The 25,501-nt window shown below is 70.7% G+C and carries 25 protein-coding genes and 1 tRNA gene; 10 read left to right on the forward strand and 16 right to left on the reverse strand.

Annotation, left to right across the window (positions count from 1 at the left end):
* Positions 1-36 precede the first annotated feature (36 nt).
* Positions 37-516 carry a GNAT family N-acetyltransferase gene (locus ABZO31_RS15075; protein ID WP_406861730.1) on the reverse strand — a complete coding sequence of 160 codons (480 nt, stop codon included), beginning with the start codon at positions 514-516 and terminating at the stop codon, positions 37-39.
* 25 nt (positions 517-541) lie between these two features.
* Positions 542-670 carry a hypothetical protein gene (locus ABZO31_RS15080; protein WP_406861731.1) on the reverse strand — a complete coding sequence of 43 codons (129 nt, stop codon included), beginning with the start codon at positions 668-670 and terminating at the stop codon, positions 542-544.
* A 161-nt stretch (positions 671-831) separates the two neighbouring features.
* On the opposite strand from ABZO31_RS15080, the gene ABZO31_RS15085 reads away from it, so the two are divergent.
* Complete coding sequence (locus ABZO31_RS15085) at positions 832-2,229, forward strand: NAD(P)/FAD-dependent oxidoreductase (RefSeq protein ID WP_406861732.1); 1,398 nt, start codon at positions 832-834, stop codon at positions 2,227-2,229.
* Positions 2,230-2,299: 70 nt separating this feature from the next.
* On the opposite strand, the gene ABZO31_RS15090 is transcribed toward ABZO31_RS15085, so the two are convergent.
* Together ABZO31_RS15090 and ABZO31_RS15095 are read right to left on the reverse strand one after the other, a co-directional pair.
* Positions 2,300-4,408 (reverse strand): restriction endonuclease, encoded by a 2,109-nt coding sequence (locus ABZO31_RS15090; RefSeq protein ID WP_406861733.1) that lies wholly within the window; start codon positions 4,406-4,408, stop codon positions 2,300-2,302.
* A 92-nt stretch (positions 4,409-4,500) separates the two neighbouring features.
* Positions 4,501-4,576 (reverse strand) — tRNA-Thr (locus ABZO31_RS15095).
* Positions 4,577-4,736: 160 nt separating this feature from the next.
* Between ABZO31_RS15095 and ABZO31_RS15100 the strand changes: the two genes are divergently transcribed.
* From ABZO31_RS15100 to ABZO31_RS15115, 4 genes are all read left to right on the forward strand, one after another.
* Positions 4,737-6,140 carry an RNA-guided endonuclease InsQ/TnpB family protein gene (locus ABZO31_RS15100; RefSeq protein WP_406861734.1) on the forward strand — a complete coding sequence of 468 codons (1,404 nt, stop codon included), beginning with the start codon at positions 4,737-4,739 and terminating at the stop codon, positions 6,138-6,140.
* A 347-nt stretch (positions 6,141-6,487) separates the two neighbouring features.
* The gene (locus ABZO31_RS15105) at positions 6,488-7,585 is read left to right on the forward strand and encodes an ABC transporter ATP-binding protein (RefSeq protein ID WP_406861735.1); all 1,098 of its coding nucleotides are present in this window, start codon (positions 6,488-6,490) and stop codon (positions 7,583-7,585) included.
* A gap of 196 nt (positions 7,586-7,781) precedes the next feature.
* Positions 7,782-8,195 carry a hypothetical protein gene (locus tag ABZO31_RS15110; protein WP_406861736.1) on the forward strand — a complete coding sequence of 138 codons (414 nt, stop codon included), beginning with the start codon at positions 7,782-7,784 and terminating at the stop codon, positions 8,193-8,195.
* A 93-nt stretch (positions 8,196-8,288) separates the two neighbouring features.
* A complete protein-coding gene (locus ABZO31_RS15115) occupies positions 8,289-9,005 on the forward strand; it encodes a nucleotidyltransferase family protein (RefSeq protein ID WP_406861737.1) in 717 nt (238 codons plus the stop codon).
* A 209-nt stretch (positions 9,006-9,214) separates the two neighbouring features.
* On the opposite strand, the gene ABZO31_RS15120 is transcribed toward ABZO31_RS15115, so the two are convergent.
* The 6 genes from ABZO31_RS15120 to ABZO31_RS15145 all read right to left on the reverse strand — a co-directional run bounded on the left by ABZO31_RS15120 (position 9,215) and on the right by ABZO31_RS15145 (position 15,611).
* The gene (locus tag ABZO31_RS15120) at positions 9,215-10,759 is read right to left on the reverse strand and encodes a DoxX family protein (RefSeq protein WP_406861738.1); all 1,545 of its coding nucleotides are present in this window, start codon (positions 10,757-10,759) and stop codon (positions 9,215-9,217) included.
* Positions 10,760-10,929: 170 nt separating this feature from the next.
* Positions 10,930-11,892, reverse strand: a complete 963-nt coding sequence (gene rlmB, locus ABZO31_RS15125) for a 23S rRNA (guanosine(2251)-2'-O)-methyltransferase RlmB (protein ID WP_406861739.1) — start codon at positions 11,890-11,892, stop codon at positions 10,930-10,932.
* Between the two features lie 108 nt (positions 11,893-12,000).
* Positions 12,001-13,404 (reverse strand): cysteine--tRNA ligase, encoded by a 1,404-nt coding sequence (gene cysS / locus ABZO31_RS15130; RefSeq protein ID WP_406861740.1) that lies wholly within the window; start codon positions 13,402-13,404, stop codon positions 12,001-12,003.
* A gap of 199 nt (positions 13,405-13,603) precedes the next feature.
* Positions 13,604-14,110, reverse strand: a complete 507-nt coding sequence (gene ispF / locus ABZO31_RS15135; RefSeq protein WP_406861741.1) for a 2-C-methyl-D-erythritol 2,4-cyclodiphosphate synthase — start codon at positions 14,108-14,110, stop codon at positions 13,604-13,606.
* Entirely contained in the window at positions 14,100-14,846 is a 747-nt protein-coding gene (gene ispD / locus ABZO31_RS15140) for a 2-C-methyl-D-erythritol 4-phosphate cytidylyltransferase (RefSeq protein WP_406861742.1), read from the reverse strand. Before ispD ends, ispF begins: the two co-directional genes overlap by 11 nt.
* A 282-nt stretch (positions 14,847-15,128) precedes the next feature.
* Positions 15,129-15,611, reverse strand: coding sequence for a CarD family transcriptional regulator (locus tag ABZO31_RS15145; protein ID WP_003953493.1), 483 nt, complete (start codon positions 15,609-15,611; stop codon positions 15,129-15,131).
* Between the two features lie 564 nt (positions 15,612-16,175).
* Here ABZO31_RS15145 and ABZO31_RS15150 point away from each other — a divergent pair.
* Complete coding sequence (locus ABZO31_RS15150) at positions 16,176-16,802, forward strand: DUF461 domain-containing protein (RefSeq protein WP_406861743.1); 627 nt, start codon at positions 16,176-16,178, stop codon at positions 16,800-16,802.
* A 290-nt stretch (positions 16,803-17,092) separates the two neighbouring features.
* On the opposite strand, the gene ABZO31_RS15155 is transcribed toward ABZO31_RS15150, so the two are convergent.
* Together ABZO31_RS15155 and ABZO31_RS15160 are read right to left on the reverse strand one after the other, a co-directional pair.
* Positions 17,093-17,773, reverse strand: a complete 681-nt coding sequence (locus ABZO31_RS15155) for a response regulator (protein WP_406861744.1) — start codon at positions 17,771-17,773, stop codon at positions 17,093-17,095.
* On the reverse strand, positions 17,770-19,020 hold the full coding sequence (locus ABZO31_RS15160; RefSeq protein WP_406861745.1) for a sensor histidine kinase: 1,251 nt from the start codon (positions 19,018-19,020) through the stop codon (positions 17,770-17,772). Before ABZO31_RS15160 ends, ABZO31_RS15155 begins: the two co-directional genes overlap by 4 nt.
* A 287-nt stretch (positions 19,021-19,307) precedes the next feature.
* Between ABZO31_RS15160 and phoU the strand changes: the two genes are divergently transcribed.
* Positions 19,308-19,988 carry a phosphate signaling complex protein PhoU gene (phoU, locus tag ABZO31_RS15165; protein ID WP_406861746.1) on the forward strand — a complete coding sequence of 227 codons (681 nt, stop codon included), beginning with the start codon at positions 19,308-19,310 and terminating at the stop codon, positions 19,986-19,988.
* A gap of 104 nt (positions 19,989-20,092) precedes the next feature.
* A complete protein-coding gene (locus tag ABZO31_RS15170) occupies positions 20,093-20,239 on the forward strand; it encodes a hypothetical protein (protein ID WP_406861747.1) in 147 nt (48 codons plus the stop codon).
* A 46-nt stretch (positions 20,240-20,285) separates the two neighbouring features.
* Here ABZO31_RS15170 and ABZO31_RS15175 read toward each other — a convergent pair whose 3' ends face one another.
* The gene (locus tag ABZO31_RS15175) at positions 20,286-20,747 is read right to left on the reverse strand and encodes a GNAT family N-acetyltransferase (RefSeq protein ID WP_406861748.1); all 462 of its coding nucleotides are present in this window, start codon (positions 20,745-20,747) and stop codon (positions 20,286-20,288) included.
* A 230-nt stretch (positions 20,748-20,977) separates the two neighbouring features.
* On the opposite strand from ABZO31_RS15175, the gene ABZO31_RS15180 reads away from it, so the two are divergent.
* Positions 20,978-21,220: a hypothetical protein gene (locus tag ABZO31_RS15180; protein WP_406861749.1), complete on the forward strand. Its 243-nt coding sequence runs from the start codon at positions 20,978-20,980 to the stop codon at positions 21,218-21,220.
* 75 nt (positions 21,221-21,295) lie between these two features.
* On the opposite strand, the gene ABZO31_RS15185 is transcribed toward ABZO31_RS15180, so the two are convergent.
* Positions 21,296-22,057 carry a phosphoglyceromutase gene (locus ABZO31_RS15185; RefSeq protein WP_406861750.1) on the reverse strand — a complete coding sequence of 254 codons (762 nt, stop codon included), beginning with the start codon at positions 22,055-22,057 and terminating at the stop codon, positions 21,296-21,298.
* A 154-nt stretch (positions 22,058-22,211) separates the two neighbouring features.
* Between ABZO31_RS15185 and ABZO31_RS15190 the strand changes: the two genes are divergently transcribed.
* On the forward strand, positions 22,212-23,519 hold the full coding sequence (locus ABZO31_RS15190) for an MDR family MFS transporter (protein WP_406861751.1): 1,308 nt from the start codon (positions 22,212-22,214) through the stop codon (positions 23,517-23,519).
* Positions 23,520-23,578: 59 nt separating this feature from the next.
* On the opposite strand, the gene ABZO31_RS15195 is transcribed toward ABZO31_RS15190, so the two are convergent.
* On the reverse strand, positions 23,579-24,103 hold the full coding sequence (locus tag ABZO31_RS15195; protein WP_406861752.1) for a YbjN domain-containing protein: 525 nt from the start codon (positions 24,101-24,103) through the stop codon (positions 23,579-23,581).
* Positions 24,096-25,460 carry a D-inositol-3-phosphate glycosyltransferase gene (mshA, locus tag ABZO31_RS15200; protein WP_406861753.1) on the reverse strand — a complete coding sequence of 455 codons (1,365 nt, stop codon included), beginning with the start codon at positions 25,458-25,460 and terminating at the stop codon, positions 24,096-24,098. The genes ABZO31_RS15195 and mshA overlap by 8 nt, the downstream gene beginning before the upstream one ends.
* Between the last annotated feature and the right edge of the window lie 41 nt (positions 25,461-25,501).

A 25,501-nucleotide genomic window follows, 5' to 3' on the forward strand; every position in this document is an offset into this window, starting at 1 on the left:
CCGCTCCCGACCACCACGAACAGAGGACTCGAGGACCTACTCTCCCCCCGCCCCCAAAGCCCCCAACGCCCCGTCCGTCAGCCGGTACACCGTCCACTCGTCCTGCGGCCGCGCGCCCAGCGACTCGTAGAACGCGATCGACGGCGCGTTCCAGTCGAGGACCGACCACTCCAGCCGCTCGTACCCGCGCTCCACGCAGATCCGCGCCAACTGCGTCAGCAACGCCTTCCCGTACCCGCCGCCCCGGTGCTCCGGACGCACGTACAGGTCCTCGAGATAGATCCCGTGCACCCCCCGCCACGTCGAGAAGTTGAGGAACCACAGACAGAACCCCGCGACCTCCCCCTCCGCGGTCTCCGCGATGTGCGCGAACGCCGCCGGCCGCTCCCCGAACAGCGCCTCGTGAAGCTGCGCCTCCGTCGCCCGCGCCTCGTCGAGCGCCTTCTCGTACTCCGCGAGCTCACGGACCATCGCGTGAATGACAGGAACATCTGCAGGTGTAGCCGTACGAATCATGGGATCAGCATGAGTCCCCGACCGCCTACCGTGCCAGCAGCGTCCGCGCGATGGACACCTGTACCGCGTCCAGCACGGCCTCCCCGTTCTCCCCGTCCTCGGCGTCCTCGGCGTCCTCGGCGTCCTCGGCGTCCCACAACGCGTTCTGCAGCACCCGCCCGAGCGTCCACGCCCGCCCCGCTCACGGTCGACAAAAGCCCGCCCCGCAGCCCCCTTGAACCCAACCTGCGTCTCCACCGGCTCTTCCGGAATCCGGATCACACCAGAATGCTAGGCACCAGCAACTCCACCCTCCCCCGGCTCACGAGGAACACCATGAGCACCACGGCCACGGTCAACGGCGGCATCTCCTTCTGGTACGCACAGGAAGGCACCCCCGCACCCCGCGAACCGCTGCCCGGGGACACCACGGCCGACGTCTGCATCGTCGGCGGCGGCTACACCGGCCTGTGGACCGCGTACTACCTCAAGAAGGCCGTCCCCTTCCTCAACATCACCGTCCTCGAAGCCAAGTTCTGCGGATACGGCGCCTCCGGCCGCAACGGCGGCTGGCTCTACAACGGCATCGCCGGCCGCGACCGCCACGCCCGGGTCCACGGCCACGAACCCGCCGCCCGCCTCCAGCAGGCCATGAACCACACCGTCACCGAGGTCATCGACGTCTGCGCCACCGAAGGCATCGACGCCGACATCCACCGCGGCGGCGTCCTCGAAGTCGCCCTCACCCCCGCCCAACTGACCCGCCTCAAGGAGTTCCACGCCCGCGAACTCGCCTTCGGCGAGAAGGAACGCGAACTCCTCGGCGCCCGCGAAACCGCCGAACGCATCCGCGTCTTCGGCGCCGTCGGCTCCAGCTGGACCCCCCACGGCGCCCGCCTCCACCCGGCGAAACTGGCGAAGGGCCTGGCGGCAGCAGTAGAAGCCCTCGGCGTGACGATCCACGAATCCACCCCGGTCACCGAGATCAAGCCCAAACACGCCGTCACCCCCTACGGCACCGTCCGCGCCCCCTACGTACTGCGCTGCACCGAAGGCTTCACCGCCTCCCTCACCGGCCAGCGCCGCACCTGGCTCCCCATGAACTCCTCCATGATCGCCACCGACCCCCTCCCCGACGCCCTCTGGGACGAGATCGGCTGGACCGGCCTGGAAACCCTCGGCGACATGGCCCACGCCTACATGTACGCCCAGCGCACCGCCGACGGCCGCATCGCCCTCGGCGGCCGAGGCGTCCCCTACCGCTACGGCTCGAAGACCGACAACGACGGCCGCACGCAAGAGAAGACGATCGACGCCCTCCGGGACATCCTCACCACCCTCTTCCCCCAACTCGCCGGCATCGGCATCGCCCACGCCTGGTCCGGCGTCCTCGGCGTCCCCCGCGACTGGTGCGCCACCGTCACCCTCGACCGCTCCACCGGCCTCGGCTGGGCCGGCGGCTACGTCGGCTCCGGCGTCGCCACCGCCAACCTCGCCGCCCGCACCCTCCGCGACCTCATCCAGCAGGACTCCGGCCAGGGCGGCCCCACCGACCTCACGACCCTCCCCTGGGTCGACCACAAGGTCCGCAAATGGGAACCCGAACCCCTCCGCTGGCTCGGCGTCCAGGCCATGTACGCCGCCTACCGCACCGCCGACCGCCAGGAATCCACTACCCACACCCCCACCACCGCCCCCCTCGCCCGCCTCGCCGACCACCTCAACGGCCGCTGACCCCGGAAACGCAAAAGGCCCGGGTTCCAGAAACCCGGGCCCCTCACCCCACCCACCTCACCAGCCGGGACTACTCCACCTCGATCCCGAAGTCCCCCACCAACTCCCCCAACCCACCCCGATACCCCTTACCGCCCAGCACGAAATCCCAGTCCCCACTCGCCCGCCGCCGGAACGACCCCAACACCAACGCCGTCTCCCCAGGACGCCCGTCCGACACCACCAACTGATCCAACTCCACGCCCGAATCGTCCCGAAGCCTGATCCCCGCATCCACGAACCCCGACAGATCCGCATCAGGATTCACCTCGGGATCCACGGCCGCCACCAGCACCAACCGATCCGCCCGCGCCGGCAGCGCGTCGAAACCCACCCGCACCGCCGCCCGATCCCCCGACACCGCCGGCACCATCCTCACCGCGCCATCAGGCGTCCCCGGATTGTTGAAGAAGACGAAGAACTCGTCCCCCAACACCCGGTCCCCCTCACACACCAGCGCACACACGTCCAAGGCCACCGGCCCCGACCACACCATCCCCAGCACACTGAAGTCGTCCTCAGCCTCCGGAGGAGCCACAGGCCCACGCCCCGACGCCTGAGCAGGAACCCCCACACCCGCACCCGCACCGCCGCCGAGCCGCCCCCGCAGCCCATGCTGATGCAGCAGATCCACCAACTCCGCACCCGAGATCAACGTCAGCGGCTTGCCATTGGCGAACGTGTACGACCCCGGACCAAAACCCGACGTCGTCACCAACACCCCCTTGTTCGCCCCCGCCCCCTGCACCGTCCCGTACAGATCCCGCACCGCACTCGGCGGCACCGTGTTCCGATACCGCTTCGCCTGCACGATGATCGAACCACCACTGATCGGATCCGGATCCAACGCCTCCACGTCAACCCCGCCGTCATTCGACCGACGCGTCGTCACCGCCTGCAGCCCCCGCGCCCGGAACAACTCAGCAACCAACCCCTCGAACGCAATCGGATCCATCGACAACAAGTCCGGCTCCGCACCCTCACCATGCGACACCACACCCGACCCCACCTGCTCCGGCGTCAGCAACGGCACCACCGCCACCCGCTCATCAGGCTTCGCCGACAACCGCCCCGACAAGGCGCCCGTCACACACTCCACGGCGCTGACCAACTCCAGGTTCAGCCCGTCGAAAACCCCACGCTCCACCATCACCGACGCCACACACACCCGCGACGCCACCCCCGTCGCCGGATCCACACCGCCGACGAAACCGTTCAACGCCACACCCTGCAGAACACCGAACGGATCCGCGGCAAACAACTCACGCACCGCCAACAACACACTCTGCGCCAGCACATCCCGATACAGCGCCCGCCGCTGCGTCACCGGCCGCGCCACTTCCCGCTCCTGATCCGTACTGGGCAGATACTTGATCCCCTTGGCCGCCGGCACCACCTCGTACCCCGGCAAATCCCAGTCCAGCACCAACCCCCGAGCCGACCGGTCGTACGCCGCCGACACCTCCCGCGGAAACCCCTCAGGCCACGCGGTCGACGCGTACAACACCGCCGAGAAGAACTCCACCACCGTCTCGGCATCCCCAGACCGCAGCGACTCCACCATCCCGGCAATACCACTGTTGTGCGCCCGCACCTCCGCAAGCCGCCCTGCAGCCCACGCCTCGTACTGTGCCCGATACGCCGCCAACTGCTCCTGCCGCTGCGCCTCAGCCGCCTGCGCCGCATACCAGTCCTGCTCAAAACGCGCCCGCGCCTGCTGCTCCGCCTGCGCCCGCCCAGCCGGCGTCCAACCCCCCTGCGCCTGATACGACCGCTGATCCGGCATCGGCACCGGCACCGCCAACCGCCCAGGCGCAAACGGCTCCAACTCCTCCGACCGCCGCAACGAATCCACCGAGAACACCGGCGCCGCACACCCCGACGCCAACAACCCCTCCAGCAACGCCACCCGCTCGTCCAGCTCCCGCGTCCGCCGCAACGCATCCGCATCCCGATGCTGCCGATACGCCGCCCGCTGCTCCCGCTGCATCCGCGCCACATCACGCTCATGCGCCCGCTGCGCACGCTCCGCATCCCGCTGCTGCCGCAACACCGCCTGCAGCTGCCCCTCCCGCTCCCGCTGCGCCACCCGCTGCGCCTCGGCCCATGCACCGATCAACCCACTGGAACGCCGACTCACCGGCCGCACCCCTCCCCAGAACACCCCACACATACGCCCCCGTAACGCACAAGTGTCCCGGATCAGAGTGATCCGGGACACACGTTTCACAGAGCCCCCTGTCGGATTCGAACCGACGACCTATGTATTACAAGTACATCGCTCTGGGCCGGACTGAGCTAAGGAGGCACGCCTCAGCCGCGCTCGCACGCAGGAAGCTCTCCCACTGTACACAGCCCCGTGAGTCGCCAGCGAAGAATTCACGACCCCCCGTAACCACCTGCCCACACGTTCGTTGACCGGACTGAAGTGCAGGTCCGGATATCGGACAGCAGGGCGGGGAGGGGCCATGGCGGAGCCGTCGGAGGAGATACCGCGGCGTGTGATCGGCGCTGAGGCGAAGCGGGTGAAGCGCGTGACGCTGGGCATCGCCGACCGGCATGAGCGACACGGCCGCGCCTCCGGAGCCATGAAGCAGCGGCGCCAGGACCCGGGAACCCAGCAACGGACCTACCGCTACCGCTTCTACCCCACCCCCGACCAGGCCGAGCAGCTGACCAAGACCTTCGGGGCCTGCCGCTGGGTCTACAACGAGGGGCTGGCCCTCCGTGCCGGCGCGTGGGAGCAGCACAGAGTGTCCGTCGGATTCGCGGAGACCTGTCGGGCTCTCACGGGGTGGAAGCGGGAGGAGGGACGGGAGTGGCTGCGTGAGGTCTCGTCGACGGTGCTGCAGCAGGCGCTGCGGCATCTGGACGGTGCGTTCTCACGCTTCTTCAGGAAGTCCGCGAAGTACCCGAAGCGGAAGAAGAAGGGGCGGTCGCGGGACTCTGCGATCTACGTCCGGACAGGCTTCAAGTGGGTGGAGGATCCGGAGCGGCCGGGGACGGGTCTGGTGACGCTGGCGAAGCAGACTGTGCCGCTCGACATCCGCTGGTCCCGCCCTCTGCCGGCCGGGCAGGTACCGGTACGTCTGAATGTCACGCGGGACAGAGCGGGGCGGTTCTTCCTCTCCGTACTGGTCGAGGAACGCATCGAGCCACTGCAGCCGGTGTTCCTCCCCGGCACGTACGCGCCGAAGGCCGTGGGTCTTGATCTCGGTCTGGCGGCCTTGGTCACGATGGACGACGGGTCGGTGCTGGAACATCCGCGGCTGCTGAGAAAACACGGAGAGGAACTGGCTCGTCGGCAGCGGCAGCTGCACCGCAAACAGAAGGGGTCGAAGAACCGGGGGAAGGCGCGCAAGCGCATCGCCCGCCTGTACGCGCTCATCGGTGACGTACGGAGAGATCTCCTGGATCAGTTCACCACCCGCCTCGTGCGCGAGAACCAAGTGCTCGTGGTGGAGGATCTTCCGATCGCAAATCTCATGCGCCCGGCTCGAGGCAAAGGGCGCCGGCGGAAGGCAAAGCTGAACCAGGCCATCAGGGATGCGGCCTGGGGTGAGCTGCTGCGTCAGCTGCGCTACAAGTGTGAGTGGTACGGGCGGACCCTGGTGATCGTGGACCGGTGGTTTCCGTCGACCCGCCGCTGCTCGGCCTGCCACGCGAAGGGACCGCGCCTGGATGTGTCGGTCCGGGAGTGGGTCTGCGCGGAGTGCGGCGCGATTCACGGCCGGGACCACAACGCGGCCGTGAACCTGCGAGACGAGGGGATGCGGCTGTACTGGCTGGTGGCAGCGGCGCTGCCGCCAGGCAGGGCCGTGCCTGCTCTGATCAAGGCGTCAGAACTGCCGGACGTCTTGATCGCCGCCTAGGGAGCAGCACCACGGACCGACGGGCCGTCGGCCGGAATGCCTGTGGAGCCCGCGTAAGACCTGTTCCTTGTGCCCCTCAGCGGTGCTCTGGACAGGCGATGGGTGTTGAAGCAGGAAGCTTGCGCAAGGTCAAAAAACGTGGCTCTGACCGTGCAGGCAGAAGCCACAAGTGGAGTGCTCTGGCTCCTCCGCCGAGCCGGCTCCCGACGAATTTCACGCCCCTCCCCTACTGACAGATCGGACACCGGCCAGGTACCGTCACCGAGAGTTCACTGCGGTGGACTAGACCCATCTTCCTTTACAACGGATCGTCCGGCACGTTCCTGCCGGTGAAGGGACGCATCACCATGGCCACTGTCACCTTTGACAAGGCCACCCGGCTCTACCCGGGTGGCACCAAGCCTGCCGTCGACCAGCTCGACATTGAGATCGAGGACGGCGAGTTCCTCGTGCTCGTCGGGCCGTCCGGCTGCGGCAAGTCCACCTCGCTCCGCATGCTCGCGGGGCTCGAGGACGTCAACGGCGGGTCCATTCGGATCGGCGACCGTGACGTCACCCACCTGCCGCCGAAGGACCGGGACATCGCGATGGTGTTCCAGAACTACGCGCTGTACCCGCACATGACCGTCGCCCAGAACATGGGCTTCGCGCTCAAGATCGCGGGCGTCGACAAGGGCACCATCCGGCAGAAGGTCGAAGAGGCCGCGAAGATCCTCGACCTCACCGAGTACCTGGACCGCAAGCCCAAGGCGCTCTCCGGCGGTCAGCGCCAGCGTGTCGCCATGGGCCGGGCCATCGTGCGTGAGCCGCAGGTGTTCCTCATGGACGAGCCGCTGTCCAACCTGGACGCCAAGCTCCGTGTGTCGACCCGTACGCAGATCGCGTCGCTGCAGCGCCGGCTCGGGATCACCACCGTCTACGTCACGCACGACCAGGTCGAGGCCATGACCATGGGCGACCGGGTGGCCGTGCTCAAGGACGGTCTGCTCCAGCAGGTCGACACGCCGCGCAACATGTACGACAAGCCCGCCAACCTCTTCGTCGCCGGCTTCATCGGCTCCCCCGCCATGAACCTCGTCGAGGTGCCGATCACCGACGGCGGCGTCAAGTTCGGCAACAGCGTCGTCCCCGTCTCGCGCGACGCGCTCTCCGCCGCGTCCGCCAACGGCGACAAGACCGTCACCGTCGGCGTCCGTCCCGAGCACTTCGACGTGTCCGGTGCGGACAGCGACGAGGGGCTGGCCGTCTCCGTGAACGTCGTCGAGGAGCTCGGCGCCGACGGTTACGTGTACGGCTCCGCGCGTGTCGGCGGCGCGGACAAGGACCTCGTGGTCCGCGTCGGCGGCCGCAACGTCCCGGAGAAGGGCTCCGAGCTGCACGTCGTACCGCGCGCGGGCGAGATCCACGTGTTCTCGACCTCCACGGGCGAGCGTCTCAGCGACTGACCCGCCCGAGCGACAGCCGCACCCGGCCCCGTACCTGTTGCAGGTGCGGGGCCGCCGTGCGTTTCCGCCCGAGTCGACGAATACCGGGCGATCCCGCCGCCGCGCGTCAACACGGGATTCGAAAAACCACCTCGAACCGTCCCCCGCGAGAGTGACTAAATGTCGCCATATCACTACCGGCCGCTACGCTCGCTCCGTGACCCACACAGCCCGCCGCATCGGCCGCTCTCTCGCACTCGTCCTGCCCGTCGTCCTGGTGCTCTCCGGAACGCTCGCGGTGTCCGCCGTTCCGTGGGCCGGACAGGCCCAGGGGACCCAGATGCTGAGCGCGTCCTCCGCGGACGTCTCGACGCCCGCCAAGTCCCGTGCGCCGCAGGATATTCTGCGCGACCGGCTGCTCGCAGAGCTTCAGCAGAAGGACCCCGGGACGGCGCTGACCCACTTGCAGCGCGAGGTCGAGGCGCGTCCGTCGCTCGCCAGGCACTGCATGGACATCGCCCGCGCCCTCGGCCGCGCCGCCGTGAAGCAGTACGGCCCCACGCGCGCCCAGTCCTTCTCGCGCCCGGTCTGCGACACGTCCTTCGCGACCGGCGTCATGGCCGCCTCCTGAGCCGCCCCGCAGGCCGGCTCCCGAGCGGCCTCCCGCGGCGCCCCCTGAGCGCCGTCCCCGTCCCTCCGCGAGGGGGCGCATATCGTTCGCCGTATGCATACCTCTCCGACGCAGGCGGTGGTCCTGGCGGGTGGCCAGGGCTCGCGTCTGCGCCCCTACACCGACGACCGCCCCAAGCCGATGGTCGAGATCCCGGGCACCGGGACCCCGATCATCGGCCATCAGCTTTCCTGGCTGGCCTCCGAGGGCGTCACCGACGCCGTCGTGTCCTGCGGCCATCTCGCCGAGGTGCTCCAGGACTGGCTGGAGAGCGCCGAGCTGCCGCTCCGGGTGACCACGGTCGTCGAGTCGGAGCCGCTGGGCCGCGGCGGCGGCCTCAAGTACGCCGCCGCGCATCTCCCCGAGCCGGGGCAGCCCTGGTACGCCACCAACGGCGACATCTGGACCCGCTTCTCGCTGCGTGACATGGCCGAGTTCCACGCCGAGCGGGACGCCACCGCCACCCTGGCCCTGGCCCGCCCCCGCATCCCGTGGGGCGCCGTCGAGACCGACGCCTTCGGTCACATCACGGACTTCATCGAGGCACCGCCCTCCCCGTACCTCATCAACGCGGGCGTGTACGTCTTCTCCGCGGACTTCACCGACCAGCTCCCGGAGCGCGGGGACCACGAACGCACCACGTTCCCCCGGCTGGCCCGGGAGCGGCGGCTCGCCGGCTATCCGCTGCCGCAGGGCGCGTACTGGCGGGCGATCGACACCGCCAAGGACCTCACGGAGGCGGCGAAGGAGCTGGCGGGGACGCGTACCTGAGGCACGTACGGAGACGCGTACCTGAGGCACGTACGGAGACGCGTACCTGAGGCACGTACGGGGACGGGTACCTGAGGCACGTACGGGACGGGAGGCAGGTACGGAGACGGGGTGCCTTTGAGTCCCGTACCTGCGTCCCGTACCCGAGTCCCGTACGTACGAGAGGGGCGGCGCACCCGGCAGGTGCGCCGCCCCTCTTCGTGCCGGGCTCAGCCCAGGAGCCCGCCGATCGGGTTCCTGTTGCCCGCGCCGGAGGACGAGCCGCCCTCCTCGTTGCCGCCGCCGTCGGAGGAGCCGCCGTCGCCGGCGCCGCCGGTGCCGGTGGGGCCGGGCGGGGGCGGCGGGGGGTCGGCCGGGCCGGACTGGCCGGGCGCGTCGTCGCCGGAGCCCTGGGTGGCGGTGGGGCGCTGCTCGACGGAGCCGGACTCGCGGACGGTCTCGGAGGGGGAGGACTCGCCCTTCGGCTCGTCGTCGTCCTCGGTGCCCTCGCCGCCCGTGCGGGAGGGCGAGGGGCGGGACTCGGCGGTCCGGGAGGGGCTGCGCTCGCCGGGCTCGGGCGGGAGCGGCTGGCCGGGGAGGTGGTTGATGGGGTCGTCGTCGCGCCCGGGGACGGTGACCATCTCGGTGGAGCGGACGGCGCCGCCGAGCATGGAGCCGATGAGGAGGGTCAGGCCGATGACGACGGCGGTGACGACGGCGCCGCGGCGCAGGACGCGACGGCGGAGGTCCCAGAGTTCGGAGCGGGGTCCGAGGGTGCGCCAGGCTTCGCCGGCGAGGCGGCCGTCGATGGAGTAGACGGGGGCGCCGGCGATGATCAGGGGGGACCAGGCGGCGAGGTAGATGATGTCGGGCGCGTCGTAGACGGGGACGGTCTTCCAGCTGACGGTGAGGATCAGCGCGGCGGAGAGCAGGGCGCCGACGACGGCGGCGACGCGCTGCCAGAGGCCGAGGACGGTGAGGACGCCGACGACGACCTGGAGGAAGGCGACGGTGAGGCCGGCGCCGACGGGGTGGGCGAGGGCGAAGTCGCGCAGGGGTTCGGCGAGGCCCCAGGGGTGGAGCGAGTTGAGCCACTTGACCATGGAGCCGCGTTCGCCGCCGTCGAAGTAGACGGGGTCGCAGAGTTTGCCCATGCCGGCGTAGATGGAGATGAAGCCGAGGAAGACGCGGAGCGGGAGGAGCACCACGCCGAGGTTCATGCGGCGGCCGGGGTAGTAGGCGTGCCGGAGGGGATCGGCGGCGTGGCGGCGGGCGCGTTCGTCGGTGCCGTCGCCGTGGTTGTCGTGGTTGCCGTAGTCGCTGTAGTCGCTGTAGTCGCCGTCGCCGTATCCGCCGCGGGCCGGTTCCGTCTCGTAGACCTCGTCGTACGCGCCTTCCGCGCGCCGCATGGGGGGCAGCAGCGGGGCGGCGGGGACGATGGGGGTGGGCATCGTCTGGTCGATGCGCGGGATGGTCTGGGTGGCGCCGGTGTCCGGGGGTTCGAGCGTGGAGACGGAGGATTCCCGTACGGCCTGGAGGAGTCCGGTGGCGCCCGGGGAGGATTTGCCGGTCCATACGACGGGGGTGCGTCGTCGTGCGGCGCCGGCCGCGGCGGCGCGGGGGACGGCGAACCGGGGCTGCTGGGCGGGGCCGAGCCGGACGCGGAAGCTGGCGTGGTTCACGATGACCTGCGCGGGGTCGGAATCCACTTTGATCATGCTCAGCGCGGGCTGATCGTCGAATCCCGGCCGGGGAGTTCTTGTGTCCACACTCATCTAACCGAGTGATGTGGGTTTAGGACACTGCCTTGACGGCCGATGAATGTCCGAGACCCGTCAAGATCGGCGGGTATGGGCGGGAAGTACGGAAAGGGCCCAGCTCAGAGAGCCGGGCCCGGTCCGGGGTGTGCGGTGTGACGCCGTGCGGTGCGGTGCGATGCGCTGCGTCAGCGGGTGTTGCGGCGGCGCGCGACCTCGTAGAGGACGATGCCGGCGGCGACGCCGGCGTTGAGGGACTCGGCTCCGCCGGGCATGGAGATGCGGACGCGGTAGTCGCAGGTCTCGCCGACGAGGCGGCCGAGGCCCTTGCCCTCGCTGCCGATGACGATGACGACGGGGCCGTCCAGGGCCTCGAGGTCCTCGACGGTGTGCTCGCCGTCGGCGGCGAGGCCGACGACGGTCAGGCCGTCCTTCTGGAAGCCCTCCAGGGCGCGGGTCAGGTTGGTGACCTTGGCGACGGGAGTGCGGGCGGCGGTGCCGGCGGAGGACTTCCAGGCGCCGGCGGTCATGCCGGCGGCGCGGCGCTCGGGGATGACCACGCCGTGGCCGCCGAAGGCGGAGGTGGAGCGGACGATCGCGCCGAGGTTGCGCGGGTCGGTGACGCCGTCGAGGGCGACGATCAGGGGGTCCTCGCCGTTGTCGTACGCGGCCTCGGTGAGGTCCTCGGGGTGCGCGTACTCGTAGGGCGGGACCTGCAGGACGAGGCCCTGGTGGTTGAGGCCGCCGGTCATCCGGTCGAGCTCGGGGCGGGGGGCCTCCATCAGGTTGATGTTGCCGCGCTCGCCGGCGAGCTTGAGGACGTCACGGACGCGCTCGTCGTTGTCGATGAACTGCTGGACGTACAGGGTGACCGCGGGGACGCCGTCACGCAGGGCCTCGTAGACGGGGTTGCGGCCGACGACCATCTCGCTGCTGCCCTTGGGGCCGCCGCGGCGCGGGGCGGGGCGGCGGTGGGCGGCCTGCTTGGCCTGGGCGTTGGCGATGCGGTTCTTCTTGTGTCCCTTGCGGGCGGAGGCGGGCGGCGTGGGGCCCTTGCCCTCCAGGCCCTTGCGCCGCTGGCCACCGCTGCCGACCGTCGCGCCCTTCTTGTTGGACGTGCGGCGGTTCCTGCGCTGGCTGTTCCCGGCCATGACTACCTGTTTCCTCTACTGCGTACTGCTGCGGGCGTACGGCGCGTGGCGCGCGCGTACGAAGTCTGCAATTGAAGTGTGCCGCCCGGGGACCCGGGCGGCACATCATCAGCGGTGGGCGATCGACCAGCGAGGGCCGTCGGGGCTGTCCTCGATGGCGAGCCCGGACTGGTTGAGCTGGTCGCGGATGGCGTCCGCGGTGGCCCAGTCCTTGCGCTCGCGGGCGGATTCGCGCTGCTGGAGCACGAGGCGTACGAGGCTGTCGACGACGCCGTGGAGTTCGGCGCCGGCGCCGCGGTCGGCCTCGCCGGCCCAGTGCGGGTCGAGCGGGTCGAGGCCGAGGACGCCGAGCATGGCGCGGACCTCGGCGAGCCGGGCGACTGCGGCTTCCTTGTCGTCGGCGGCCAGGGCGCTGTTGCCCTGGCGGACGGTGGTGTGCAGGACGGCGAGGGCCTGGGGGACGCCGAGGTCGTCGTCCATGGCCTCGGCGAAGGCGGTCGGGACCTCGTCGGCGGGGGCGACCTCGCCGGCCTTCTCGACGACGCGCTGGATGAAGCCCTCGATGCGGGCGTACGCCGCCTCGGCCTCCTGCAGCGCCTCCTCGCTGTACTCGATCATGGAGCGGTAGTGCGGGGTGCCGAGGTAGTAGCGCAGGACGACGGGGCGCCAGCGCTTGACCATCTCCTCGATGAGCACGGAGTTGCCGAGCGACTTGGACATCTTCTCGCCGCTCATGGTGACCCAGGCGTTGTGCACCCAGTACTGGGCGAAGTCGTCGCCGAAGGCCTTGGCCTGGGCGATCTCGTTCTCGTGGTGCGGGAAGATCAGGTCGAGGCCGCCGCCGTGGATGTCGAAGGCGGAGCCGAGGTACTTGTGCGCCATGGCGGAGCACTCGAGGTGCCAGCCGGGGCGGCCGCGGCCCCAGGGGGTCTCCCAGTCGGGCTCGCCGGGCTTGGTGGCCTTCCACATGGCGAAGTCGCGGGGGTCGCGCTTGCCGGTGATGCCTTCCTCGGTGGGCTGGCGCAGGTCGTCGATGTCCTGGTTGGACAGCGACAGGTAGTCGGGGAACGAGCGGACGTCGAAGTAGACGCTGCCGTCGGCCTCGTAGGCGTGGCCGCGCTCGATGAGGCCGCGCATCATCTCGACCATCTCGGTGACATGGCCGGTGGCCCGCGGCTCGTAGGTGGGCGGCAGGCAGCCGAGGGCGTCGTAGCCGGTGTTGAAGGCCCGCTCGTTCTCGTAGCCGATGGACCACCAGGGGCGGCCCTGGTCGACGGACTTGGTGATGATCTTGTCGTCGATGTCGGTGACGTTGCGGACGAAGGTGACGTCGTAGCCGCGGTAGGCGAACCAGCGGCGCATGATGTCGAAGTTCAGGCCCGAACGGATGTGGCCGATGTGCGGGGCGCTCTGCACGGTGGCGCCACAGAGGTAGATCGAGACATGGCCCGGCTTGAGCGGGGTGAAGTCGCGGATCTGCCGGGCGCTGGTGTCGTACAGGCGAATGGTCACCACTCCAGGGTAGTGGGCGCGTGTGAGTGCCCCGCGCCCGATTCCCGGTTCGCGGGGCGACTTTTTCGGAACGTGTCAGGTTGGCTACCCGATGCGCGTACGGGCACACCGCCCTTACGCGTACGAGCCGACCGCCCTTACGTGTACGGGCAGGCTGCTCGTACGTGTACGAGCCGGCTGCCCGTACACGCACGGCCCGCTACCGCGGGGCGGTGTACACCAGTGCGGTGGCGATGGCGGCCAGGCCCTCGGCGCGGCCGGTGAGGCCGAGCCCGTCGGTGGTGGTGCCGGAGACGGAGACGGGCGCGCCGGCGGCCTCGCTGAGCACCTTCTGGGCCTCGTCGCGGCGCTTGCCGATCTTGGGGCGGACGCCGATGACCTGGACGGCGATGTTGCCGATCTCGTAGCCCTCGGCGCGGACGATGCGGGCGGCCTCGGCGAGCAGGGTGACGCCGGCGGCGCCGGACCACTCGGGGCGGGAGGTGCCGAAGTGGGCGCCGAGGTCGCCGACGCCGGCGGCGGAGAAGAGCGCGTCGCAGGCGGCGTGGGCGGCGACGTCGCCGTCGGAGTGCCCAGCGAGCCCGTACTCCTCACCGTCCCAGAGCAGCCCCGCGCACCACAGTTCGCGGCCCCGCTCGAAGGCGTGGACGTCGGTGCCGATGCCGGTACGGGGGATCAGCGGCAGCGCGTGGTTCTCAGAAGCCATCGTTGGCCCTCCTGCGGGCGAGTACGGCCTCGGCGAGGACGAGGTCGAGGGGGCGGGTCACCTTGAAGGCCTCTTCGTGGCCGGGCACGACGACGACGGGCGCGCCGAGGCGTTCGACCATGCCGGCGTCGTCGGTGGCGCCGTCGCCGGCGAGGGCGATGGTGGCGTGGGCGTTGACCAGCGTGTCGTGGTCGAAGCCCTGGGGGGTCTGGACGGCGCGCAGCCGGGCGCGCTCGGGGGTGGCGACGACGGGCTCGGGTTCGCCGGGCGCGGTCGGCTCGACCTCCTTGACGGTGTCGGCCAGCGGCAGCGCGGGGACGACGGCGACGGCGCCGTCACGGACCGCCTCGACGACGGCGTCGACCGTGTCGACCGGGACGAGGGGGCGGGCGGCGTCGTGGACGAGGACGATGTCGATGCCCTCGGGCAGCGCCTCGAGCCCGAGCCGTACGGACTCCTGGCGGGCGTCGCCGCCGGGGACGACCAGGTAGTCGGTGCGGGAGGGCAGGGCGTGCTCGTCGAGGAGGCGCTTGACCTCGCCGACGCCGTCGGCGGGGGCGACCACGACGACCAGCGAGACGGCGCGGGAGGCGGCCATGGCGCGGACGGCGTGGACGAGCATGGGGGTGCCGTTCAGCGCGCGGAGCGCCTTGGGGGCCCCGGGGCCGAGCCTGACGCCCCGGCCGGCCGCGGGAATCACGGCGGCGGTGCGGAGAGGACGCGTTTCGTCTGACATCGGTTGCACTCCGGCAGGTTTGTTTCCTCGGCCCTTGTGGGTATGGCCTCCATCGTGCCGGGCGCGACGCCTTGACCGGGCCCTTTCCGTGACGACTTGGTCAGGTGAGGTCGCGCCGGCGCCGTGCGTACGCATGCGCTCCACGGGACGAGTGGGCGGCATGAGGCCGAGTGTGGTGGGGGTGTTTCAGGAGACGAACATGCCGCAGTGCCCGGCGACGGCACTGTGAGTCACAGCTCACAGAGCGTCAGCGGGCACCGCGGCATTGATATCGCGATCGCGTCAGGACGCGAGGACCTCGTCGAGGAGAGCCTCGGCCTTGTCCTCGTTCGTGTTCTCCGCGAGGGCCAGCTCGCTCACCAGGATCTGGCGAGCCTTGGCGAGCATGCGCTTCTCGCCTGCGGAAAGACCGCGCTCGCGCTCCCGGCGCCACAGGTCGCGCACTACTTCGGCGACCTTGATGACATCGCCGGAGGCGAGCTTCTCGAGATTTGCCTTGTAGCGACGGGACCAGTTGGTCGGCTCCTCGGCGTACGGTGCACGCAGCACCTCGAAGACCCGGTCCAGCCCGTCCTGACCGACTACGTCACGCACACCGACGAACTCCGCATTGTCCGCCGGCACACGAACCGTCAGGTCGCCCTGAGCGACCTTGAGCACCAAGTAGGTCTTGTCCACGCCTTTGATCTGGCGAGTTTCGATGGCCTCGATCAGCGCGGCCCCGTGATGGGGATAGACCACGGTGTCGCCAACCTTGAACGTCATGTGACAGGTACCCCTTCCGTGGCTATCCAGGGTAACACGGATACGGCTTCTTCTGAATGGCGTTTTCGCAGGTCAGGGCATATCTCGGGGCTTGACAACAGCGACGCGAACGTGCTGCGGCGGGCTTCCGGAGGGCGGTATTCGCAGGTCGGACGGGCTGTGTGAACGGAGAGAAACGCGCGTGTCACAGCTGCCCGGAAGCCCGGAAGAGGCGAGGGATGCCCAGGTTTGTCCGGTTCAGTGTACCGATCTCCGCGCGCTCCGTTCGAGGATCGCTCACTCGTACGGGGGTGCCCGTGACACTTTCCTGAATTGATCACGGGGGCTTCCGGGATTTCCTGCGGAAATGGCGAATTGATCAAGGCGGATATGTGAACGGGAGGCGAATCCCGAACGCGGCCGGGCGGGCCGGGGCGCCGGTCCGAAGGGGTCCCCCGTGGGACGTCGGGGGCGGAAGGGGCGGGTCGGGTGCGGGACCGAGAGTGAGGCTCGGTAACCTAAGCGCGCTGACACACCCTTAGCTGTTCCTTAGCCCGTCCGTACGTCCTAGGAGTTGCCGCCGCCGTGAGCCGCAGCCTTCGACGCGGCGCCCTCGCCGCCACCGCCATCGTGATCTCGATCGCCTCGCTGACCGCCTGCGGCGCTGGCAACAACGCGCAGACCCTCGGCGTCAAGCCGGACAACGCGGCCGTCACGGTCGAGGACGTCCAGATCCAGAACGTGCTGGTGATCACCCAGCCCGAGTCCGGCCGACGGGGTCCCGCGGTCGTCTCGGCGACGATCTTCAACAACGGTCAGGGGCAGCAGACCCTCGAGTCGATCACCCTGCCGGGCACCGCGGCCACGGTGAAGCTGACCCCCGCCAAGGGCGCGGGCCCGGTCGTCGTACCGGCCGGCGGCTCGGTCGTCATCGGCGGCGAGGGCAACGCGACCGCCGTGATCCAGAAGGGCGTGCCGGAGCGCAAGAACGGCGACGTGCAGGAGGTCGTCTTCAAGCTCAGCAAGACCGGCGACGTCGGCCTGCAGGCGTTCGTCGTCCCGGCGACGAGCTACTTCGAGGGCTACGGCCCGACGGAGATCCCGGCCCCGCCGGCGAAGCCGGGCAAGCCCACGCAGAAGCCCACCGGCGAGCCGACGGCCCCCGAGACCGGCGAGCCCACGGGCGACGCCGGCCACGGCGCGGGTCACTGACACACGCGAAAGGGCGCCCCGCCGGAGCAATCCGGCAGGGCGCCCTTTCGCATACGCACGAGCCGCATACGCACGAGCCTCGCGCCCGATCCGCCGACCGGGGCGAGCCGCTCCTCACCGCTCGAACGTGTAGCCCAGGCCCCGCACCGTCACCAGGCAGCGCGGCGCGCCCGGGTCCGGTTCGAGCCCGGTCCCGCGTGCGCCCCTCGCACCGCTCGGCCCCGAGGGGCCTCCCAGGCATCGGGACGCTGCGCCGGACTCCGTCCGCCGACCGGGGCGCTCCCCGCTCTTTACGGCTCGAACTTGTAGCCGAGACCCCGCACCGTCACCAGGTACCGGGGCGCGCCCGGGTCCGGCTCGATCTTGGCGCGGAGGCGCTTGACGTGGACGTCGAGGGTCTTGGTGTCGCCGACGTAGTCGGCGCCCCAGACGCGGTCGATGAGCTGCATGCGGGTGAGGACGCGGCCCGCGTTGCGCAGCAGCATCTCCAGGAGGTCGAACTCCTTCAGCGGCAGGTCGACCTTGCCGCCGGCGACCGTCACCACATGGCGGTCGACGTCCATGCGGACCGGGCCGGCCTCCAGGGCGGCGGGGGTGACCTCCTCCGGCTCCCCGCGGCGGCGCAGCACCGCGCGGATGCGGGCGACCAGCTCCCGCGAGGAGAAGGGCTTGGTCACGTAGTCGTCGGCTCCTATCTCCAGGCCGACGACCTTGTCGATCTCGCTGTCCTTGGCCGTCACCATGATGACCGGGACGTTGGAGCGCCCGCGCAGCTGGCGGCAGACCTCCGTACCGGGCAGACCCGGCAGCATCAGGTCGAGGAGGACGAGGTCGGCCCCGTTGCGCTCGAACTCGTCGAGTCCGTCGGGCCCGGTGGTCGCCACGGCGACCTCGAAGCCCTCTTTGCGGAGCATGTACGACAGGGCGTCGCTGAAGGATTCCTCATCCTCGACGACAAGCACTCGGGTCACGGAAGGACCTCCGGGGCAGGGAGTGGTTCGGTGGTGGTGTCGGGGGCGTGGTCGACGTCGCCGGCGCTGTCCGCGTCGGAGTCGTCGCGGTTCCGTACGGAACCCGCCTCGGGCAGTCGCAGGGTGAAGGTGGAGCCCTGACCCTCGGTGCTCCAGACCGTGACCTCCCCGCCGTGCGAGGCGGCCACGTGCTTGACGATGGCCAGGCCCAGACCCGTGCCGCCGGTGGCACGGGAGCGGGCCGGGTCGACCCGGTAGAAGCGTTCGAAGATCCGCTCGCGGTCCTTCTCCGAGATGCCGATGCCCTGGTCGGTCACGGCTATCTCGATCAGGTCTCCGCCGGGTGCGGTGACGCGGCGGGCGGCGATACCGACCCGGGTCCGCGCCGGTGAGTAGTTGACGGCGTTCTCGACGAGGTTGCCCAGGGCCGCGGCGAGCTGCCCGCGGTGGCCCCAGACGTGCAGCCCGGCACTTCCTCCGGACGCCACGGTGATCTGCTTCGTGGTCGCGGTGTGCCGGGAGCGGTCGATCGCCTCGGCGACCAGCTCGTCCACCCGGACCGGCTCGGCGTCGTCCAGCGGGTCGTCGTCCTGCACCCGCGAGAGGTCGATGAGCTCCTGGACCAGATTGGTCAGCCGGGTCGCCTCGATCTGCATGCGGCCGGCGAAGCGGGTGACCGCCTCGGGGTCGTCCGAGGCGTCCATGACGGCCTCGGAGAGCAGGGAGAGCGCACCGACCGGAGTCTTGAGCTCGTGACTCACGTTGGCGACGAAGTCACGGCGCACGGCTTCGATGCGGCGGGCCTCCGTCAGGTCCTCGACGAGCAGCAGGACCAGGCGGGAGCCCAGGGGGGCGACGCGGGCGGAGACGGCGAGCGCCTCGCCGCGTCCGGTGCCGCGTCTCGGCAGGTCCAGCTCGACCTGCCGTATCTCGCCGTCCCTGCGGGTGTCGCGGGCCATGTTGAGCATGGGCTCGACGGCGAGCTTGCCGCCGCGGACCAGCCCCAGGGCGTACGCCGCGGAGCTTGCCTTGACGACGGAGTCGCTCTCGTCGAGGACGACGGCGGAGGAGCGGAGCACCGACAGCACCGTGTCCACACCGGGCGGCAGGACCGCGTCGGTGTGCAGGGAGGTACGGGTCGGGCGTGCCTGGTCGCGTTCGCTCCAGCGGAACGCCAGCATGGCGATCACGCCGGTGCAGACACCGGCGATCGCAGCCAATGCGGCGACCGCCGCGTTCACGTCCATGCCATCCAGGTTATGCGGGGTCGCGGACACTCTCCCAGCCGTCCGAGTGGCTGCTCGAACAGTCGTCGCCCAGAGTTCACCGTGGGGACGGTCCGGGTTCATTTGGTGCGAACCGCTCGGCGGCCGGGGTCGCCCAGAGTTCACCGGGGGGAAAGGGCTGGTTCACTTGCGGTGGCAGCGCCCGACTTGTACGGGGCAGACCGTGGCAACGTAGGGGTCCGAGGCTTCACCCGTTCATGCCTGGTCATTCCTGACTGACCCCGGACTGTCGTGAAGAGAGGACCACGATGCGCGACGCGTACCACGAGGAACTGGACTCGATCGGCGAGAGCCTGGTCGAGATGGCCCGCCTGGTCGGGTCGGCGATCGGGCGCGCCACGACGGCGATGCTCGACGCGGACCTGAAGCTCGCGGAGAGCGTGATCGCCGCGGACCAGAAGGTCGACGACCTGCAGCACGACCTGGAGGCGCGGGCCATAGCGCTCCTCGCGCGGCAGCAGCCGGTGGCGACGGACCTGCGGATCGTGGTGACCTCGCTGCGGATGAGCGCGGACCTGGAGCGCTCGGGCGACCTGGCGCAGCACGTCGCGAAGCTGGCGCGGCTGCGGTTCCCGGACACCGCGGTGCCGCGGGACCTGCACGCGACGATCCTGGAGATGGGACAGCTGGCCCAGCGCCTGATGGCGAAGGCGGCGGAGGTCATCATCACGAAGGACGTCGATCTGGCGCTGCAGCTGGAGCAGGACGACGACGAGATGGACCTGCTGCACCGGACGCTGTTCCAGCACCTGATGGACGACCGCTGGAAGCACGGCATCGAGACGGCGGTCGACGTGACGCTGCTGGGCCGGTACTACGAGCGGTTCGCGGACCACGCGGTGTCCGTGGCGAAGCGTGTGGTGTACCTGGTGACGGGGGAGCACGCGGACGAGCTGCAGCCGGCGGAGTCGCCGGTCGAGGGCGCGTAACGAGCGCCTGGGCGCCGCAGCGCCTCCGTGCGCCGTTGATGCGCCGTGTCGGATGGGCATGTCATGGGGAGGAAGGCGATCCCCGCCTTGGAGGAGGGACCACCATGGCCGATTCCCCCATCACGACGACGGACTCCGCGCCGGAGGAGCCGAAACGGCTCCTGCCTCTGCTGGGCGCCTGCGGCTGCGGCTCGGGCTGCGGGTGCGGCTGCCAGTCGGGCGCCCCGTGCCAGTGCGGTGGCGCCTGCTAGGCGCGGTCGGGTACGCGGGCCCTGCCCCTCGGGGGCGGGGCCCGCGTCAGATCGCGAGGACCCCGACGGCCTGGTCCCCGGAGAGCTCGCCGGTCTCCCGGAAGCCGAGCTGCCGGTAGAAGTCGCCGGGCCCGTGCTCGCCCTGGTGCCAGCTCACGTAAAGCTGCGAGACGCCCCGCCGCCGCAGCTCGTCCCCGACGGCCTCGACGGCGAACCGCCCGTACCCCATGCCCTGGTGCGCGGCGGCGATGTTGAGCCGCCACAGCCCGCTGCGCCGCCCGCCGTCCGACCACTCGATGTCGAGGAACGCCATCAGGAACCCGACGAGTTCCTCCCCGTCGTAGATCGCCCGCGGCCAGGCGTTCTCCCCGTACGCGTACGCCTCGGCGAGCGACGTCGCGACGGGCGCGACGTTGTCCTCCTGCTCGGGATGCACCCGCAACGCGAGCACGGCATCCACGTTCCCGGCCGTGACGACCTCAAGGCGCAACCCACTGACACCACTCATGCCCGCACGCTAAACGATCGCGCAGAGCCCCCGCCGCCGAATATCGGCGCCGCGGCGGGGCGGGTGCACAGCCGCCCTCCCGGCGGTGGCACGCACCGTACCGAACGGTCACGTCACCCTACGCGCGAGTTCGTCAACTCCTCCGCTTTTGGGCCCATTTCCTTGACAAACCGCGATGCACAGGACAAGCGTGGGCGGAAGGACATACGTCCGGTTTGCGAGGTGGCATCATGACCGGAACCATGATGAAGCGGGTCGGAGCCGCGGTCGCGGCGGTCGCCGCGTCCTTCGCGCTGGGTCTCGGCACCGCGGGAGTCGCCGACGCGAAGATCCACGAAGAGCCCATCTCCTGTACCAACCCCGCCGGCAACCTGCCCGGCGGCCAGCAGCCCAGCTGCCAGAACGACACCCTCACGCAGGAGAGCGAGAACCAGAACCCGGCCGGCCACGCACCTGGCGGCCACAACAAGTAGCGGACCCACGCGAAAGCCCCCCACCCGCCGAACCGGCGAGCAGGGGGCTCTCCCGTACCTGGGACCCGCGAGAGGTTACTTCTTCTTGCCCTGGTTCTTGACGGCCTCGATGGCGGCCGCGGCGGCCTCCGGGTCGAGGTAGGTGCCGCCGGGGTTGAGGGGCTTGAAGTTCTCGTCGAGCTCGTAGGCGAGCGGGATGCCCGTGGGGATGTTCAGGCCCGCGATGTCCGCGTCCGAGATGCCGTCCAGGTGCTTGACCAGGGCGCGCAGGCTGTTGCCGTGGGCGGCGACCAGGACCGTGCGGCCGGCCAGGAGGTCCGGGACGATGCCGTCGTACCAGTACGGCAGCATGCGCTCGACGACGTCCTTCAGGCACTCCGTCCGCGGGCGCAGCTCCGGCGGGATCGACGCGTAGCGGGCGTCGTTCGCCTGGGAGTACTCGTTGTCGTCGGCGAGCGGCGGCGGCGGGGTGTCGTACGAGCGGCGCCACAGCATGAACTGCTCCTCGCCGAACTCGGCGAGCGTCTGCGCCTTGTCCTTGCCCTGGAGCGCGCCGTAGTGGCGCTCGTTCAGGCGCCAGGAGCGGTGGACCGGGATCCAGTGGCGGTCGGCGGCCTCCAGGGCCAGCTGCGCCGTGCGGATGGCGCGCTTCTGGAGGGACGTGTGGAGCACGTCGGGCAGCAGGTCGGCGTCCTTCAGGAGCTCGCCACCGCGGACTGCCTCCTTCTCGCCCTTCTCGGTCAGATTGACGTCCACCCAGCCGGTGAACAGGTTCTTCGCGTTCCACTCGCTCTCGCCGTGGCGGAGGAGGATCAGCTTGTACGGTGCGTCGGCCATGCGTATGAGGTTAATCGACGCCGTTCGGCGCCCGCGCGGTGCGCCCGAGGGGCGGACACCCCCGGCGGCCGTCAATTCGGTGGCGGCCTCCCCTCCTCCGCCCGTAAGTTACGCGTACCGTCAGGGACACTTACGCGCAGGGGGACCCCCACACATGGCCATAGCCGCTCTACGACGCTCCGCCGTCGCCACCGTCTCCGGACTGCCCGGTGGCTTCTGGTGGCTCTGGCTCTCCACCCTCGTCAACCGCACCGGCGCCTTCGTCCTGACTTTCCTGTCCCTCTTCCTCACCCAGGAACTCGGCCACTCCGCCTGGTTCGCCGGCCTGGTCGTGGCCCTGCACGGCCTCGGCGGCATCGCCGGCTCGCCCCTCGGCGGACTGCTCACCGACCGCTGGGGCCGCCGCCCCACCATGGTCACGATGCACCTCGCGGCCGCCGCCTGCACCAGCTCGCTCGCCTTCGTCCGCAGCGCCTGGGCCGTCGCCGTCGTCGTCCTGCTCATGGGCGTCGCCATGCAGGCCGTCCGGCCGTCGATCAACGCGACCATCGCCGACATGGTCCCCGAGCACGACGTGCGCCGCGCCTACGCGCTCAACTACTGGGCCCTCAACCTCGGCTTCGCCATCGCCGCCATCGGCGGCGGCGCCGCGATCGTCCTCGGCTACCGCACCCTGTTCATCGCCGACGCCGTCGCCACCGTCCTGTGCGCCCTGATCGTCTTCCTGCGGCTGCCCGAGACCCGGCCCGAGACCGCCGTCGACAAGGCCGGCAACGCCGTCGCCGAGGAGAAGCTGAGCCTGCTCGACGTGCTCAGGGACGCCCCGTTCCGCACGCTCGTCCTGCTCAACCTGCTCGTCTGTCTGGTCTTCACCGCCCCCTGGGTCGGCCTGCCGCTCACCATGGCCGAGCAGGGCCTGTCGCCGTCCTCGTACGGCATGGTCATCGCCGTCAACGGCGTCGTGATCGTCGGCTTCCAGCTGCTGGTCAACAAGCTGACCGACAAGCGCTCCCCGGTCCTGCTGCTGACCCTCTCCTCGGTGCTCTTCGCCGTCGGCACCGGCGCCACCGCGCTCGCCGGCACGCCCGTGCTCTTCGCCGCGACCGTCGTCGTGTGGACGATCGGCGAAATGGTGCACGTCCCCACCAACGCCGCCGCCACCGCCAAGCTCGCCCCCGAGCACGCCCGCGGGCGCTACCAGGGCGTCATGGGCATGTCCTGGTCCGTCGCGGGCTTCGTCGCCCCGATCGGGGCCGGCTGGATCGTCGAGGGGCCCGGTTCCGGGGTGCTGTGGATCGCCTGCGGCGTCATCGGCTGCGCCGCGGCCGTCGGGTACGCGACCCGGCTGCGCAAGGCACTGTCGGACGAGGACGAGGGCAAGGACGAGAGCAGGGGCGAGGACGAGGTGGTGGGCGGCTCCCCCGAGCAGCCGACCGCGGTCAAGGACCCCACCGCGGCGTAGGAACGGTCCGGCGGATCGGGCGCGGACCCGGCCATGATCCGCCGGACAGGCCCTCGCTGTCAGTCCCGCGCGGCCTTCTTGCGCGTCAGGTGCGCGAACGCGTCCAGGTTCCGCGTCGACTCGCCGCGCGCCACCCGCCACTCGTACTCGCGCCGGATCGCCGACGCGAAGCCGAGCTCCAGGAGGGTGTTGAAGTCGCCGTCCGCCGCCTCCAGGACCTGGCCCAGGAGGCGGTCCAGCTCCTCCGGGGCGACCGCGGACAGCGGCAGCCGGCCGGCCAGGTACACGTCGCCGAGCGGGTCGACCGCGTAACTCACGCCGTACAACTTGAGGTTGCGCTCAAGGAGCCAGCGGTGGACGCCGGCCTCGTTCTCGTCCGGGTGGCGGATGACGAAGGCGTTCAGCGAGAGCGAGTGCCGGCCGACCCGCAGCGACAGGGTCGTGAACAGCTTGCGGGTGCCGGGGAGTTTGACCACGTACGAACCCGGCTCGGGGGACTCCCACTCGAGTGAGCCCTCTTCGCCGGTGGATGCGGCCTTGAGGGTCTCCTCGACGACCTGTCGGGCACGTGCGACGTCAGCCATGGTGCGAGCGTACGCGACGCCTGTGCTCGTGCTCGCGCAGCCGCCGGTCGTGCATCGCCGCCGTGTACACGTCCGCCGTACCGGACGCGGCCGTGTCCCAGCCGAAGGACTCGGCGTGCCGGGCGGCGGCCTCGCCCATGCGGGCCGCGAGTTCCGGGGACTCGGCGAACCGGCCCAGCACCCGCGCGTAGTCCGCCGGATCGTGGCCCGGCACCAGGAAGCCGGTCACCTCGTCGCGCACCGCCACCGGCAGTCCGCCGACCGCGGCCGCGACGACCGGCGTGCCGGCGGCCTGGGCCTCGATGGCGACGAGCCCGAAGGACTCGCTGTACGAGGGCATGACGAGCACCGAGGCCGCCCGGAACCAGTCCGCGAGCCGGTCCTGCCCGACCGGCGGGTGGAAGCGGACGACGTCCGCGATGCCGAGCCGCGCGGCGAGCTTCTGCAGCCCCTCCGGCCTGGCCAGTCCGCTGCCGCTGGGGCCGCCGACGACCGGGACGACCATGCGCGAGCGCAGCGACGGGTCGTGGTCGAGCATGAGGGCGGCCGCGCGCAGCAGGATGTCGGGGGCCTTCAGCGGCTGGATGCGGCCGGCGAAGACGGGAATGAAGGCGTCCGCCGGCAGCCCGAGGCGGGCGCGGGCGGCGGCCCGGCCGTCCGCGGGACGGAAGTGGTCCAGGTTCACACCGGGGTGGACGACGGCGACCTTGCCGGGATCGGCCTCGTAGAAGCGGACGAGCTCGTCGGCCTCCTCGGCGGTGTTGGCGATCAGCCGGTCCGCCGCGGCGACGATCTGGGTCTCGCCGATGACCCGCGCCGTGGGTTCGGGGGTGTCGCCCGAGGCCAGCGCCGCGTTCTTGACCTTGGCCATGGTGTGCATGGCGTGGACCAGCGGAACGCCCCAGCGCTCGGCGGCCAGCCAGCCGACGTGGCCGGAGAGCCAGTAGTGCGAGTGGACGAGGTCGTAGTACCCGGGGCGCTGCCCCGCCCATGCCTGCATCACGCCGTGCGTGAAGGCGCACAGCTGGGCCGGCAGCTCCTCCTTGGCCAGGCCCTCGTACGGACCGGCGTCGACGTGCCGGACCAGGACGCCGGGGGCGAGCTCGACGACGGGCGCGAGGCCACCGGCGGTGGCCCGGGTGAAGATCTCCACCTCGATGTCGATCGCGGCCAGCCGCTTGGCCAGCTCCACGATGTACACGTTCATGCCGCCGGCGTCGCCGGTGCCCGGCTGGTGCAGCGGGGAGGTGTGCACGCTGAGCATGGCGACCCGGCGCGGGGTGCGGTGCCGGCCGGGGAAACGGAGCCTGGGCGGCGCCGCCAGGGTGCCGGCGAACCGGGACACGTACTGGCTCACGTCGGCGTCCTTCCGCTCGGGGCGCTGAGGGGCGGTGCGTA

The sequence above is a fragment of the Streptomyces solicamelliae genome, assembly GCF_045348655.1.
Taxonomy (GTDB): Bacteria; Actinomycetota; Actinomycetes; order Streptomycetales; family Streptomycetaceae; genus Streptomyces; species Streptomyces solicamelliae.

Coding starts and splice junctions, on each gene's coding strand:
- ABZO31_RS15075 (WP_406861730.1), bottom strand. CDS start 516: ATGATTCGTACGGCTACACCTGCAGATGTTCCTGTCATTCACGCGATG.
- ABZO31_RS15085 (WP_406861732.1), top strand. CDS start 832: ATGAGCACCACGGCCACGGTCAACGGCGGCATCTCCTTCTGGTACGCA.
- ABZO31_RS15100 (WP_406861734.1), top strand. CDS start 4,737: ATGGCGGAGCCGTCGGAGGAGATACCGCGGCGTGTGATCGGCGCTGAG.
- ABZO31_RS15105 (WP_406861735.1), top strand. CDS start 6,488: ATGGCCACTGTCACCTTTGACAAGGCCACCCGGCTCTACCCGGGTGGC.
- ABZO31_RS15115 (WP_406861737.1), top strand. CDS start 8,289: ATGCATACCTCTCCGACGCAGGCGGTGGTCCTGGCGGGTGGCCAGGGC.
- ABZO31_RS15120 (WP_406861738.1), bottom strand. CDS start 10,759: ATGAGTGTGGACACAAGAACTCCCCGGCCGGGATTCGACGATCAGCCC.
- rlmB (WP_406861739.1), bottom strand. CDS start 11,892: ATGGCCGGGAACAGCCAGCGCAGGAACCGCCGCACGTCCAACAAGAAG.
- ispF (WP_406861741.1), bottom strand. CDS start 14,110: ATGGCTTCTGAGAACCACGCGCTGCCGCTGATCCCCCGTACCGGCATC.
- ispD (WP_406861742.1), bottom strand. CDS start 14,846: ATGTCAGACGAAACGCGTCCTCTCCGCACCGCCGCCGTGATTCCCGCG.
- ABZO31_RS15145 (WP_003953493.1), bottom strand. CDS start 15,611: ATGACGTTCAAGGTTGGCGACACCGTGGTCTATCCCCATCACGGGGCC.
- ABZO31_RS15160 (WP_406861745.1), bottom strand. CDS start 19,020: ATGGACGTGAACGCGGCGGTCGCCGCATTGGCTGCGATCGCCGGTGTC.
- phoU (WP_406861746.1), top strand. CDS start 19,308: ATGCGCGACGCGTACCACGAGGAACTGGACTCGATCGGCGAGAGCCTG.
- ABZO31_RS15170 (WP_406861747.1), top strand. CDS start 20,093: ATGGCCGATTCCCCCATCACGACGACGGACTCCGCGCCGGAGGAGCCG.
- ABZO31_RS15175 (WP_406861748.1), bottom strand. CDS start 20,747: ATGAGTGGTGTCAGTGGGTTGCGCCTTGAGGTCGTCACGGCCGGGAAC.
- ABZO31_RS15180 (WP_406861749.1), top strand. CDS start 20,978: ATGACCGGAACCATGATGAAGCGGGTCGGAGCCGCGGTCGCGGCGGTC.
- ABZO31_RS15185 (WP_406861750.1), bottom strand. CDS start 22,057: ATGGCCGACGCACCGTACAAGCTGATCCTCCTCCGCCACGGCGAGAGC.
- ABZO31_RS15190 (WP_406861751.1), top strand. CDS start 22,212: ATGGCCATAGCCGCTCTACGACGCTCCGCCGTCGCCACCGTCTCCGGA.
- ABZO31_RS15195 (WP_406861752.1), bottom strand. CDS start 24,103: ATGGCTGACGTCGCACGTGCCCGACAGGTCGTCGAGGAGACCCTCAAG.